Origin of the sequence: Marinomonas spartinae, assembly GCF_016461715.1 — a bacterium.
GTDB classification, from domain to species: Bacteria; Pseudomonadota; Gammaproteobacteria; order Pseudomonadales; family Marinomonadaceae; genus Marinomonas; species Marinomonas spartinae_A.
In genome coordinates this window covers 102,686-115,023 of sequence record NZ_JAEMUI010000017.1, presented here as the reverse complement: position 1 = coordinate 115,023, position 12,338 = coordinate 102,686, and the positions used below count along the sequence as shown (strand labels likewise).

The following is a 12,338-nucleotide window of genomic DNA, read 5'->3' as shown; positions in this document are numbered from 1 at the left end:
ACTATGCCTTTGACGATAAGCGGTTCTTTTTTGCTCACGACAATACAAACGTTGTCGAATGAAATTAACAGCTTATAGCCTTTAAACCTTGTTGTTGGAGCTAAGTGAGCCTTCATTTGGTGGGTTAGCTGGTATGATGAAAATCGTTCTGCGCTAGAGCGCGAAGAAAAGTTGCTTAATATTTGTGCTTTTTTAAGCACTTTTTGTTGATTGAGTCGTCTTTATTTCTGGCTGTTAAGCCTGATTTTGGGTGATAATAGCGAAACCTATTGTATTGATAATTGTTATTATGTTCATTTTTGGGGGCGGCAATGGTTTTGTCAGAGTTATTGAGGGGTCAAGAAGCAACTATTCATCATGTGTCTCATCCAAGCGATGAAATGCAAATACAACTCAATGCACTGGGGTTTGATCCTGGTGAGACGATAAAGCTGTTAATGAAAGCTCCCTTAGGAAACCCCCTTCAAGTGAAAGTCGGTGCCACTTTGATTGCTATCCATACGGACGATGCTCAGCATGTTCATTTATGTGATGAGTATTGCGAGGGACACGACGAATGAGCCGACATATTACGTTAGTCGGTAATCCGAACACAGGTAAAACCACCTTATTCAATAAGCTTGCTGGTACACGGCAAAAGGTGGGTAACTGGGCTGGTGTGACGGTCGATTGTAAAACGGGCTTTTTTGCTTCTGATCAACAGCGCGTCGATATGACAGACTTACCTGGTATTTACAGTTTTGCAACTGAATCTGGCGGCATTGACGAAGCGGTGGCGCGCCGTTTTTTGAATACGGGTGATTACGATGTCATTATTAATGTGGTAGATGCCACCAATTTAAAGCGTAATCTCAAGTTAACAAAAGAGTTGATTGCCTTGGGTCGTCCGATGATTGTCGTCCTAACCATGACGGATTTAGCTCGAAAAATGCGTGTTATGCCAGACATTGCCAGTTTAGAGGCCAATATGGGGGTACCCATTATTGATGGTTACGAATTGTCGGTGCATGATCTCCAATATCATGTTTGCCATTTAGTAAACGAGTTAAAAGGCAAACCGATAAACGCGGAACCAAAGCCAATCAAAGATTGGTTATCCGGTGTGATGAAGCAGCAGGCGAGGGCACAAAATACCACTGAATTGGTTGACCGTATTGTGCTTCATCCGTGGTTGGGGATTCCTATCTTTTTACTCGCCATGTATGCCATGTTTGCCTTTGCGATTGGTGTGGGTAACTTATTTGTTGATCCAATTGATTCTCTTGCTGGTTATTGGTTTGTGGCGTTTCCCAGTCATTGGATGGCGCAAGTGGGCATTCCTCATTGGTTGATTATCGTCATCGCGGATGGTATTGGCGGCGGTGTGCAGTTGGTGTCTACCTTTGTACCCGTGATCGGTTGTTTATACATTTGTCTGAGTATTCTTGAAGATAGCGGCTATATGGCGCGAGCAGCCTTTATTATTGACCGAGTGATGCTGTCGATTGGCTTGCCGGGACAAGCCTTTATTCCCTTGCTATTGGGCTTTGGCTGTAATGTGACTTCCATCATGTCAACACGCAGTTTATCAAACCCCAAACAGCGTATGCTCACCATGGCCATGGCACCCTTTATGTCCTGTAGTGCACGCTTAGCGGTTTATGTCATGTTCGTTTCTGTTTTCTTTCGGGAGCACGGTGGTTCTTTGGTATTTGGTTTGTATTTACTGGGCATTGCTATGGCTGTCGGTACGGCATGGATTTTCCGCAAGCAGCTTTTTAAAGACGTGCAAGCTAGCTCCTTTATGGAAATGCCTCACTATCATCGTCCTCGTTGGGGGAATGTTGGCTTGTCTAGTTGGCACAAAGTTCGAGGTTTTGTGATCCGAGCAGGTAAGACAATCGTGGTTGTTTCTGCCATATTAACGATATTGAATTCGGTGCCATCGTGGCGCTCTGTTGCGGACGGCGGAAAACCATCTGCCTTGGCGGAGGTAGGGCAAGTCATTACCCCCGTTTTCTCTCCGATTGGTATGGGGGATGGCAACTGGCCTGCTGCTGTCGGTGTTTTTACTGGTGTGCTAGCAAAAGAAGCGGTAGTGGGCACCATGGATGCGTTATATACCAATGCGGCAGGGGGCAGTGCAGGAGGAGATTATGTGTCTCCGCTGGTAAACCTAAAAGAAGCGGGCTCGATTTTATGGGCAAATCTTAGCGGCGTGGTGAGTACATTGATCGACCCATTAGGCTTGTCTGCTGTGTCTGAAGCGCAAACGGAAACCACCTTATCGCCAGGACACCAGCGCATGGTGTCGTTATTTGAGGGCTGGCAGGGCGCATTCGCCTACCTTGTTTTTGTCTTGCTTTATACGCCATGTGCTGCGGCGATTGGCGCGTTGGTGAAAGAGGGCGGATTATTGTGGACGGGGGTCGTTGTTGGCTGGAGCACATCCGTTGCATACGTGGGCGCGGTATACAGTTTCCAGGTACTGACCTTTGCTGACCACCCGATGGAATCCTTGCTCTATATCGCCCTTGCCAGTGTATGGATCGTGCTTTTTGTGCTGGGCTTGAAATCGTGGATCAAACCTAAGATGGATAAAAGTATCATAGCGATTGGCTAAAATTCGTTTCGAGTTTGAAAAGCGATCTAAGTTATAGGTCGCTTTTCCATTTCAGTTTTATACTAACAGACTTGACACAAAGGTCTCTAATAGGATTGTTTTTGCTAGCATATCAAACACGTTACCAATCTTTTCAAATGGTGAAGTCATTTACGAAGCAACGGATTTAAAGGTGGGGTTGATAAAATCCTAGTTGAAGGGTGGCTGGCATTTTGTTCTTTGCTCTTATTCTGACAAAAAGCATATTTTTCACGATTGTTTCTCTTGCTTCCCTATCTTAAAAACTATAATGTACTAGTACATGAATACAAAGTCCTTTTGAAAAATCATAAAGAGTGCCGCCTATGCAGGACTTAATCCAGTTTTTATCCGAAGTTGATGATGCATCTGTGTTGGAGAAGCGTTTAAAAGTGCTACTGACACCGAATGAAATTAGTGAAATGGTGAGCCGTTTGAAGATCATTGCGTTGTTAGACGAAGGCGTGCCACAGCGAGATATTGCGAAACAATTAGGCGTAGGTATTGCTACTGTGACCCGTGGTTCCCGAGCATTGAAGGAATTAAAAGAGATATGAGTCAATCTAATAAAAAGCCGGAGCGCATTACGCTACCGCGCAAACCTAAGTACATCACTATCAGTTCAGATTGTGATTTTTTTGATTTATTTAAAAAGGTTGAGAAGCGTTTCGACAACTGTTTTATGTTGGAATCTCTTGGTGAAGAGAGCTTTATTTCCCGCCATTCTATTATTGGTTTTGATCCTGAAAAATTGATCTGGGCACAAGACAAGCAGCTGTTTATTCAAGAGCGCGATGGCTCGACAGAAGCTTACGAGTCTGACAATCCATACTATTTGCTGCGTGATATCGTGCCTCAGAATATTTTGTCACGAGGCTTTGCAGGCGGGTTAACCGGTTATCTTGGTTACGACAGCATGAATTACTTTGAGCCTACGCTAGATCTACAATCGAGCGATATGTTTGATGCGTTCCGCTTTGGTTTGTTTAAGGATGGCTTGATCTACGACAAAATGACGGGTGAGCTATTCTACTTTTATTACGATGACAATCGAGTAGAACTGGTGAACCACATGATGGCGGAGCCAACGCCAGAGAATGGGGCTTTTGTGGTCACGCCGGCGGGGGAGTCCATGAGTAAAAGTGACCATGCCGATGCCGTCGCCAAAGTCAAAAAAGACATTATTGATGGCAAAATCTTCCAATGCGAAGTGGGCTTTAAAATGTGGTTCGACATGGAAGGCGATACCATTAACTTGTACGAGCAATTGCGAGAAGTGAACCCCTCGCCACAAATGTATTACATCAAGTTTGGCGAGCAAAAAGTCATTGGTGCTAGCCCCGAGTTACTATTCCGTGTACGTCAGGGAGAAATGGAAACCTTTCCGCTAGCGGGTACAGCAAAACGTGGCGTGGACGAAAAAGAAGATGTGGCTTTGGCTCGCGCTTTGTTGAATGACCCAAAAGAAATTGCGGAGCACAATATGATTGTCGATTTACATCGTAATGATATCGGCCGTGTGGCGCGTTTTGGTACGGTGAAAGTGCGTAGTTTGATGGACATTAAACGTTTCAGTCATGTTCAGCATATTTCAAGTGAAATTGTTGGCATCATGGCGGAAGATCACGATATGTTCTCGGCCTTGGCGAGTAATTTTCCGGCGGGGACCTTGACGGGGGCGCCGAAAATCGAAGCCATGAAAATCATCAACGATTTGGAAAATGATGGCCGAGGCCCTTACGGTGGCGCGGTTGGTCAGTTCTCTTTTAATGGTGATTGTATGTTCGCGATTCCCATTCGTACCGTGTTTGCTAAGGGTAACAAAGCCTATGTGCAAACCTGTGGTGGTAACGTATATGACTCAAACGCCGAAGACGAGTATGAAGAAATTCAACGTAAGTTTGCTGGTACCCGCCGTGTACTGGAAAGCTTTGCGCCAGCTAAACATCAAGCTAAGGTTTAAGGGAAGGTAACATGAAAGTTTATATTATCGACAACTACGATTCCTTTACTTACAACCTATATCAGTTTATTGGTGAAGTGTTGGAAACTGAAAAAAGTCGTGGCGACATCAGCGACTTCGAAGTGATCGTGAAGCGCAATGATGAAGTGACCTTAGATGACATTCGCGATGCGTCGCCCGATCGCATTATTATTTCTCCAGGGCCGGGTTCACCCGACGATAAAGCATATTTTGGTGTGTGTGCTGATGTGATTTTAGAATTTGGCACAACCATTCCCTTAATGGGGGTTTGCTTGGGGATGCAGGGTATTTGTCATGTATTCGGTGGTAAAGTTGTGAAAGCGCCCTTACCAATGCACGGGAAGACCAGCCCGATTACCCATAATGGACAAGGCATCTTCCATGACATTCCAGACCAACTAGAAGTAATGCGTTACCATTCTTTAATTGCCGAAGCGGAAAGCTTTCCAGAGGTGCTAGAAGTCACCGCGTCGGTTGGTAACTTGCAACCAGCGGATTTTAATAATCTAGCAAGGATCCATCAAGGCGGGCAATTCGAGCTGATGGGTGTGCGCCATAAGGAATACCCGATCCAAGGGATTCAATTTCACCCAGAATCCTTTGCGACAGAAGGCGGTAAGGATTTAATTAAGAATTTCTTATTTCAGGTTTGATAGGAAAGACATAGTCTTTGATGTGATAAAAAGCTGCGTTCAATTATGGGCGCTGCTTTTTTTTTGAGTTGAAAATATAGCCTTAAAGCTATATAGCTTAAAGGCTATTATTTTATGTAAAAGGGAATTTCTGTGGAGTATAGAAACAACGGATGTGTTCGATGAATGGTTTGACGCTCTGGACGACATTGATAAAGAAAACGTGTTGGCAACATTGCTTTTGCTACAGCAGAAAGGACCGCAATTATCTAGGCCTTATGCAGATGCTGTGAATGGCTCGAAGTTCGCTAATATGAAAGAGCTAAGGACGCAAAGTAAGGGTAACCCTATACGCTCGTTCTATGCATTCAATCCAAGCAGAACTGGTATTTTATTGTGTGCTGGAGAGAAAACAGGGAAAGATAAGCGATTTTATGAACAGATGATTCCAGCTGCTGATAAAGAATTTGAAAAGCATCTACTGGAGCTAAAAAGTCGAGGTGAGTAATGGCCAGAACACTTGATAAATTAATTTCAGATCAGAAGCCTGAAATAGTAAAAAATGCTCGTAAAAAGGCGGATGACATGTTGCTTGGTATTCATCTCGCCCAGTTGCGTGAACGCATGCAAATCACTCAAGAGGATATGGCAAACACGCTAGGAGTGAAGCAGCCAACGATTGCTGGAATGGAACGCAAAGGCCGAGATGTTAAATTATCTACTTTGAAGCGCTATGTTGAAGGCGCTGGTGGTAAACTAACCGTGGATGTTGAATTGCCCGATGGCAGCCATTATGGGTTTAACTTATAAAACTGAGTGTGCGCTCAGGCGCTTACTTGAAAGGATGCAGTTAATGAAAATGACTTTTGGTTTTACAAATATATATTTCCTAGGTGATGAGCATTTCGAACAGCAAAATTGGAATAGAATTAGTTTTGATCTTGGCGGCTATGAAAATGAGTTAGTGTGTAATATTCATAAATCTGCTTTGGCAAATGTTAGTGCAAACAGTATTGCTTAACAAATTCTATTGCATTGATGCTCTTAGCTATTCGTTTCCGCTATAAACGCTAAATCACGCCTCAGATCAATCAAAGGGCTTTTATCTCTGGTAAAAATACTCCGATGGGTCTATTTGATAAGGGAAGCTGACGGTTATAGGCGTGTTGTCTATGACTGTGAATAGGTTTGGTTGCTAAGAAGGAGAAGATTATGAATCTTAAATCATTGTTGGCAAGTGGGGTTGTTGTATTGTTAATGTCTAGTTTGCCAATTGCTGCTTTTGGTGAAAGTTATGGCGCGGCGGGAGCGAAAAGTATGTCTGATAAATCGTTTACTCTAGAGCAGATGTTGCGTTTTGCGATTGAGGATGAATATCTCGCAAGAGGTGAGTATCAAAAGATTATCGAGACGTATGGCAGTCGCAAACCTTATAGCAATATAGTAAAAGCGGAGGAGCGTCATATTTCTTGGTTAGAGCCCCTTTTTACAAAGTACGGCTTTGCTTTACCGGCGGATAAAGGAATGGAAAGTGCGGTGTTGCCAGCCACTTACCAGGAAACCTTTCCCATTGGTGTTACCGCTGAAATCAATAATATTGCTATGTATGAGCGCTTTTTAAAACAGGAATTACCGAGTGATGTTAAGGATGTGTTTATACGTTTGCGTGATGCTTCAAAAAATCATCTAGCGGCGTTCCAAAAGTTTCAAACTAGGTTTCAGTAAGTGACGGAGAGGCTAGCGGAGGTTAGCCTCTCTTGATTTCAGCTTTGTCTAATTTCTTAATTTGTTATTTCCCCTTTTATCCATTGCCAGGCCCGACCAATCCATTCATAAAAGGCTCGCTCACTTTTGTGCGCGTCAGTGGCGTTAATTTGCCAATCGCTTTGTTCTGACCCTAAAAACATAGCGGGGGCAGGGAAGACCTTAATTCCTGCTCGATGGAAAAAGATCACCGCCCGTTTTAAATGGGATGCTTCTGTGACTAAGGCGACGCGCTTGCCTTTCAACTGCGGTGCCATCATGTTGGCTTCGTCTTCGGTGTCTTTTGCTAAAGGGAATATGGTGATGCGATCTGCGCTAACCCCTAATTCTATTGCGGCTTCTCGCATCAGCTCCGCATGGGATTTGCCAATCCCACCAGAATACCCCGAAACGAATAATTGCGCGGTGGGATTAGCTTTTAAAATGCGTATTCCTTCTTCAAGTCGAAATAAGGCACTGTTTCCCAATTCCATTACCACTGGCGTGTTGGTGAGGCGTTTATGCCCACTGCCAAGCACGACCACTACATCCACAGGTTGCTGAATATTAAAGACGGGGTAATCGTGTTCCACAGTGGCAATAAGACGATTGGCGACGGGACTCCAGCTGGTCAAGCCTAATAATAGTATCGCGCAGCATAAAAAGAGCTTGGCGATTCTAGGTCGCTTATTGATCAGAAAAAAAGCAAGGCACATGATCACCAAGGTGAGTGGAATGGGCATCAGCATCATGCCGATGAATTTTTTACAATAGAAAAGAATAAGGCTCATGTTGTTTGTCTTGATGGAAAACGCCATTCTACAAAAGACGAATAGTAAAATCAGTATGATCTCTTATAAGATGAGACCTTTGCACGATATGTTAGAGGCCATTTACTAAGGAAACACCATGTACGCCATTCATCAAGCCGTTTTACCAAGGGATAACGAAAAAGTACTGTCTATTTTTCGTGAATACATTGCAGCGGCGCCAGTCAACTTGGATTACCAGCAGAATGAACAAGAGTTTGAACATTTGGCAGACAAATACGCGCTGCCTGATGGGGTCGTTTTGCTGATTAAAAAGCAAGATGAAGTTGTGGGCTGTGGTGCTTTTCGTCGAGTGGATGAGACTGTCTGCGAGATGAAACGCGTCTATATTCGTCCCACTGAGCGAGGCCACCAATTGGGTGAGAACCTGGTAACTCAGTTAATACAATACGCAAAGGAAAGTGGCTACCAGCGCATGTGCCTTGATGTATTGGCCGACTTTGGCACGGCTAGGCGCTTATATATTCAGTTGGGTTTTAAGCCATGCGACCCTGTGAGTTACAACCCCATTCCAGGGACACATTTTTTAGGACGTGATCTATGATAAATGAGCGTGATTTATTAGCTTTAATGCCAGCGCCACAAGAAGTCGATTGGTGGCAGCCTCGTCATGAACAAAAGCTGGCAGAAAAAGCCGCAATGGGTAAAGTAGATTTGGTGTTTCTTGGTGACTCCATTACTCAAGCATGGGAAGAGGAAGGGGCGGATGTTTGGGAAAAATTTTACCGTCCACGAAATGCATTGAATCTTGGCTTTAATGGCGATAAAACAGAAAATGTTTTGTGGCGTCTTGAACACGGAGAAGTTGATAATATTCAGCCTAAACTCTTGGTCTTGCTGGTGGGAACAAACAACACAGGCCATCGTCAAGATGCGCCCGAACAGACAGCATTAGGTATTAAAACAATCCTTCAGGTGTTGGCTAACAAGCTCCCAAACACGAATATTTTACTGTTGGCTATTTTTCCGCGTAGTGCCAAACCCACGCAAAAACTGCGTCTTCTTAACGATAGTGTTAATGCCTTGATTCAGGGCTATCAGGATAATAAGCGTGTTTTCTACCTTGATATTAACCAACACTTTTTAGATGACAAAGGGCGCTTGAGTCGTGACATAATGAGTGATTTTCTACACCCTAATGCCAGTCAGTATGCCGTTTGGGCAGATGCAATCGAGCCTTATGTTGATAAGCTGATGACGGATGTTAAAAGAGATGATGGTTAAGGAGAGGTTATTTGGAGTTTCGTAAGTATCACGCCCTTGGCAATGTGTATTTAGTGGTATCACCAGAGTCGTTTCCAGATGAGCCCGCTGCTTTAATGATTAAGAACATGTGCCATAAGCATTACGGAGTGGCTTCAGATGGTGTATTGATTGGCCCACTTCCTTCTAAGGTCGCGAATTTTGGGTTGCGTATTTTTAACCCTGATGCCAGTGAAGCAGAAAAAAGCGGCAATGGCTTACGGATTTTTTGTCGTTCCTTGTGGGATCAAGGTCTTGTCAAAGACAAGCCGTTTACCATTGAAACCAAAGGTGGTGTGGTAAAAGCGCAAGTGCTGGAGGAGGGGCGTCGAGTCAATGTAGAAATGGGCAAGGTGTCTTTTATGAGCCGAGACATCCCTGTATGGGGTGAGCCTCGTGAAGTATTACTGGAAAATTTAAATGTCATGGGCTTGAACCATGTGTTCAGTGCGGTGACGATTGGTAATCCCCATTGTGTGATCTTGAGCGAAGCACCCACCGAGACCATGGCGAAAGAGTTTGGTCCATTGATCGAACACCATCCTGATTTTCCGAATCGAACGAATGTGCAATTTATGCAAGTGATTGACCGCAATCATATTGTGATTGAGATTTGGGAGCGTGGGGCAGGCTATACGCTGGCCTCTGGTAGTAGTAGCTGTGCGGCCGCCGCCGTGGCATACAAGTTAGGGTTATGTGATTCGTCGATTAAAGTGATGATGCCAGGAGGGCAAATAGACATAGATATTGCTGCGGACATGACTGTCTCGATGAGCGGGAGTGTTACGTCAGTATGTCATGGTCAGATTGATGATGAATGTTTGTCTCAAGTATTCCACTAAAAATGGTTGTTTGTGATGTTGTGCAAAGGTCTCCATAAAACTATTTCCCTTGTTTATAAGCATAAAGCCTCATAAGAGAGTAGAGTGAAGCTTACGACACTCATATTGTAGGCTTTTTCGTCTTGCAGGAAACAGGGAATCCAACATGCGCGCATTACTTATTTCAATAACGACCTTGCTTTGCAGTGTTCCCTCGCTTTATGCCGCTGAGAATTGGTATAAACCGCCTGTGTCTGCAACATGGCAATGGCAGTTAGATGGGGTCGTTAACGAAGGCTACAATGTGGATCTATATGATATTGATTTATTTGATTCCCCCGTTGCGCTGATTCAACGCTTGCACGCGTCAGGTAAAAAGGTGATTTGTTACTTTTCGGCGGGTTCTTATGAAGATTGGCGACCCGATGCGGCTGAGTTCGCCAAACAGGACTTGGGGAAAACGTTAAAAGGTTGGAATGATGAGCGCTGGTTAGATATTCGATCTGAAAACGTACGAAGCATTATGTTAAAACGTTTAGATCTTGCTGTTAAAAAGGGTTGTGATGGGGTGGAGCCGGATAATATGGACAGCTATCGAACGAATACGGGCTTTTCATTTCGCCAATATGACCAATTAGCCTTTAATCGTTTTTTAGCAAAGCAAGCCCATGAAAGAGGGCTCGCTGTAGGGTTGAAAAATGACCCTGATCAGGTTCGGGCGTTAGTTAGCGATTTTGATTTTGCTGTTACCGAGCAATGTTTTGCTTTTTCAGAATGCCGCTCTTTTACTGCTTTTATTAAACAAGGAAAACCAGTATTGAATGTGGAATACCGAACTAGCTATGTGAATAATGCTGAAGATAGAGCGGCCATGTGTAAGGAATCTTTGGCCATGCAATTTAGTACGTTAATTTTGCCTGTTAAGCTTGATGATTCTTTTCGCATAAGTTGTCAGCCCTAAAGTGAAAAGAGTCTGAGACATTTTTGTTGGAGGTAAGCTGCATATGACACCGTCTACCCACCCTATTTTCTGGCGAGATGCTGCTTTGCCTTATATTGAGTTACGCCAAGTTCTGGAGGGGGAAAGGGTACGTTATTCTCCTCACACCCATCAAGAGTGGTCGATCGGTGCCGTCCTCAATGGGCAAAGCGAGTTCTGTTGTGATGGCAGGCTTCATCAAGTAAAAGCGGGCAGTTTGGTGTTTATGAATCCGAATGTGGTGCATGCTTGTAACCCCCGTCAGGATTCCCCTTGGGCCTATTATATGATGCATATAGAGCCAAGTTGGCTGGCGAATGTGCTTTATCAAAATGGTCTAAGATCTGAATTAGATTGGCAAAATACTCATCTGGATACTTTGACGATACAGTCTTTTTATCAAGATTTTGTTGCTTTATGCCAAGCTCTTATGTCCCATCAGTTGACCGTTCTGGAAAAAGAAGGCCTACTCATTGACTACTTTGTCGCCTTATTTCATTATCTGGATACCCGCGATGGCGGAGAGGAAACCTTGTTACCACCGAATCGACTGTATCTTGTGGCGAGTTATTTAGATCAGCACTGCCTAGAAGAAATGTCGCTGGATCTTATTAGCGAGAAATTTGGCTATAGTACAAGTTACTTAGTTCGTGCTTTTAAGCGTCATTTTAATATGACACCCCATGCCTATCGTTTGAATCGGCGGGTTCAACTGGGAAAACAAGCCCTTAAACAAGGTCAGGCGATTTCTTCCGTGGCGCAGACGGTGGGATTTAGTGACCAAGCGCATTTTCAGCGTGTCTTTAAACAGCGAGTGGCTGCAACACCGGATCAATATCGCCGTTCCATGTCATCTTAAGTCTTATCAATCTCAGAGGATTAGACCACGAGTAACAAGCAGCTAGCCGCCAATAGAACGGCAAGTGTTTTGTTCATCAAACGCATTTTTTCGGGGCTTTGGAAGTATTGTCCAAGCACGATGCCGATCCAAACCCACACTCCTAAAGATAACCAGCAAATAGGCAGATATAAGCCAGCAAAGGTGACAACTTCGAATGCTTTTGCGCTGGGAATGTAAGCGGCGATGCCTGAGAGGGAAGCCAACCAGGCTTTTGGATTCAGCCATTGCATGACAGCGCCCGTCATAAAGGTCGGCGCGTTTTTATGACTATCAGCGTCTAATCGCCCATCATCTATGAATAATTGATAACTTAGATAAAGCAAAAACATGATGCCTAGCCATTGTAATACTTGAGTAATCCAAGCCAGATGACTGATCAAATAATGAAGGCTAAAACCAATTACTAAAAATAAAGCGACAAAGCCCAGTGTCGCACCAGTAATAAATCGTAATCCTGTTTTCGTGCCATAGCGGGCACTGCCACTTAGTGAGACAAGATTAACTGGACCAGGAGATAAAGAGGCCGCTAAGGCAAACAATGACATAGAGGTGATTAGAGATAAGGTCATAGCGTATTCCAAAAGAG

General features: G+C 44.1%; 16 protein-coding genes. 14 read left to right on the top strand and 2 right to left on the bottom strand.

Annotated features, from left to right (window positions below; genetic code table 11):
• Positions 1–311 precede the first annotated feature (311 nt).
• The 9 genes from JHD45_RS15875 (at position 312) to JHD45_RS15835 (ending at position 6,961) form a co-directional block, all read left to right on the top strand.
• Complete coding sequence (locus JHD45_RS15875) at positions 312–560, top strand: FeoA family protein (protein ID WP_199477491.1); 249 nt, start codon at positions 312–314, stop codon at positions 558–560.
• On the top strand, positions 557–2,602 hold the full coding sequence (gene feoB / locus JHD45_RS15870; RefSeq protein WP_199477490.1) for a ferrous iron transport protein B: 2,046 nt from the start codon (positions 557–559) through the stop codon (positions 2,600–2,602). The genes JHD45_RS15875 and feoB overlap by 4 nt, the downstream gene beginning before the upstream one ends.
• A gap of 344 nt (positions 2,603–2,946) precedes the next feature.
• Positions 2,947–3,177, top strand: coding sequence for a Trp family transcriptional regulator (locus JHD45_RS15865; protein ID WP_199477489.1), 231 nt, complete (start codon positions 2,947–2,949; stop codon positions 3,175–3,177).
• Positions 3,174–4,583: an anthranilate synthase component I family protein gene (locus JHD45_RS15860; protein ID WP_199477488.1), complete on the top strand. Its 1,410-nt coding sequence runs from the start codon at positions 3,174–3,176 to the stop codon at positions 4,581–4,583. Before JHD45_RS15865 ends, JHD45_RS15860 begins: the two co-directional genes overlap by 4 nt.
• A gap of 11 nt (positions 4,584–4,594) precedes the next feature.
• Positions 4,595–5,257, top strand: coding sequence for an anthranilate synthase component II (locus tag JHD45_RS15855; RefSeq protein WP_199477487.1), 663 nt, complete (start codon positions 4,595–4,597; stop codon positions 5,255–5,257).
• A gap of 130 nt (positions 5,258–5,387) precedes the next feature.
• Entirely contained in the window at positions 5,388–5,744 is a 357-nt protein-coding gene (locus JHD45_RS15850; protein WP_199477499.1) for a type II toxin-antitoxin system RelE/ParE family toxin, read from the top strand.
• The gene (locus JHD45_RS15845; protein ID WP_067012627.1) at positions 5,744–6,046 is read left to right on the top strand and encodes a helix-turn-helix domain-containing protein; all 303 of its coding nucleotides are present in this window, start codon (positions 5,744–5,746) and stop codon (positions 6,044–6,046) included. Before JHD45_RS15850 ends, JHD45_RS15845 begins: the two co-directional genes overlap by 1 nt.
• Before the next feature lie 43 nt (positions 6,047–6,089).
• On the top strand, positions 6,090–6,257 hold the full coding sequence (locus tag JHD45_RS15840; RefSeq protein ID WP_199477486.1) for a hypothetical protein: 168 nt from the start codon (positions 6,090–6,092) through the stop codon (positions 6,255–6,257).
• A 191-nt stretch (positions 6,258–6,448) separates the two neighbouring features.
• Positions 6,449–6,961: a ferritin-like domain-containing protein gene (locus JHD45_RS15835; RefSeq protein WP_199477485.1), complete on the top strand. Its 513-nt coding sequence runs from the start codon at positions 6,449–6,451 to the stop codon at positions 6,959–6,961.
• 56 nt (positions 6,962–7,017) lie between these two features.
• Here the strand turns inward: JHD45_RS15835 and JHD45_RS15830 are convergent, their stop codons facing one another.
• Positions 7,018–7,770: an ElyC/SanA/YdcF family protein gene (locus JHD45_RS15830; RefSeq protein WP_199477484.1), complete on the bottom strand. Its 753-nt coding sequence runs from the start codon at positions 7,768–7,770 to the stop codon at positions 7,018–7,020.
• A gap of 118 nt (positions 7,771–7,888) precedes the next feature.
• Here JHD45_RS15830 and JHD45_RS15825 point away from each other — a divergent pair, with 118 nt between their 5' ends.
• From JHD45_RS15825 to JHD45_RS15805, 5 genes are all read left to right on the top strand, one after another.
• Positions 7,889–8,353: a GNAT family N-acetyltransferase gene (locus tag JHD45_RS15825; protein ID WP_199477483.1), complete on the top strand. Its 465-nt coding sequence runs from the start codon at positions 7,889–7,891 to the stop codon at positions 8,351–8,353.
• A complete protein-coding gene (locus tag JHD45_RS15820) occupies positions 8,350–9,033 on the top strand; it encodes a GDSL-type esterase/lipase family protein (RefSeq protein WP_199477482.1) in 684 nt (227 codons plus the stop codon). The genes JHD45_RS15825 and JHD45_RS15820 overlap by 4 nt, the downstream gene beginning before the upstream one ends.
• Before the next feature lie 11 nt (positions 9,034–9,044).
• A complete protein-coding gene (dapF, locus tag JHD45_RS15815; RefSeq protein ID WP_199477481.1) occupies positions 9,045–9,893 on the top strand; it encodes a diaminopimelate epimerase in 849 nt (282 codons plus the stop codon).
• A gap of 145 nt (positions 9,894–10,038) precedes the next feature.
• A complete protein-coding gene (locus JHD45_RS15810; RefSeq protein ID WP_199477480.1) occupies positions 10,039–10,833 on the top strand; it encodes an endo alpha-1,4 polygalactosaminidase in 795 nt (264 codons plus the stop codon).
• 43 nt (positions 10,834–10,876) lie between these two features.
• Complete coding sequence (locus JHD45_RS15805) at positions 10,877–11,710, top strand: AraC family transcriptional regulator (RefSeq protein WP_199477479.1); 834 nt, start codon at positions 10,877–10,879, stop codon at positions 11,708–11,710.
• 20 nt (positions 11,711–11,730) lie between these two features.
• Here the strand turns inward: JHD45_RS15805 and JHD45_RS15800 are convergent, their stop codons facing one another.
• A complete protein-coding gene (locus tag JHD45_RS15800) occupies positions 11,731–12,321 on the bottom strand; it encodes a LysE family translocator (RefSeq protein ID WP_199477478.1) in 591 nt (196 codons plus the stop codon).
• Positions 12,322–12,338: the final 17 nt, after the last annotated feature.

Bases quoted from the DNA above. Each gene is read 5' to 3' on its own strand.
- JHD45_RS15805 (WP_199477479.1), top strand. From the start codon at position 10,877: ATGACACCGTCTACCCACCCTATTTTCTGGCGAGATGCTGCTTTGCCT.
- JHD45_RS15860 (WP_199477488.1), top strand. From the start codon at position 3,174: ATGAGTCAATCTAATAAAAAGCCGGAGCGCATTACGCTACCGCGCAAA.
- JHD45_RS15810 (WP_199477480.1), top strand. From the start codon at position 10,039: ATGCGCGCATTACTTATTTCAATAACGACCTTGCTTTGCAGTGTTCCC.
- JHD45_RS15835 (WP_199477485.1), top strand. From the start codon at position 6,449: ATGAATCTTAAATCATTGTTGGCAAGTGGGGTTGTTGTATTGTTAATG.
- JHD45_RS15820 (WP_199477482.1), top strand. From the start codon at position 8,350: ATGATAAATGAGCGTGATTTATTAGCTTTAATGCCAGCGCCACAAGAA.
- JHD45_RS15875 (WP_199477491.1), top strand. From the start codon at position 312: ATGGTTTTGTCAGAGTTATTGAGGGGTCAAGAAGCAACTATTCATCAT.
- JHD45_RS15830 (WP_199477484.1), bottom strand. From the start codon at position 7,770: ATGAGCCTTATTCTTTTCTATTGTAAAAAATTCATCGGCATGATGCTG.
- JHD45_RS15840 (WP_199477486.1), top strand. From the start codon at position 6,090: ATGAAAATGACTTTTGGTTTTACAAATATATATTTCCTAGGTGATGAG.
- JHD45_RS15800 (WP_199477478.1), bottom strand. From the start codon at position 12,321: ATGACCTTATCTCTAATCACCTCTATGTCATTGTTTGCCTTAGCGGCC.
- JHD45_RS15825 (WP_199477483.1), top strand. From the start codon at position 7,889: ATGTACGCCATTCATCAAGCCGTTTTACCAAGGGATAACGAAAAAGTA.
- feoB (WP_199477490.1), top strand. From the start codon at position 557: ATGAGCCGACATATTACGTTAGTCGGTAATCCGAACACAGGTAAAACC.
- JHD45_RS15845 (WP_067012627.1), top strand. From the start codon at position 5,744: ATGGCCAGAACACTTGATAAATTAATTTCAGATCAGAAGCCTGAAATA.
- JHD45_RS15855 (WP_199477487.1), top strand. From the start codon at position 4,595: ATGAAAGTTTATATTATCGACAACTACGATTCCTTTACTTACAACCTA.
- JHD45_RS15865 (WP_199477489.1), top strand. From the start codon at position 2,947: ATGCAGGACTTAATCCAGTTTTTATCCGAAGTTGATGATGCATCTGTG.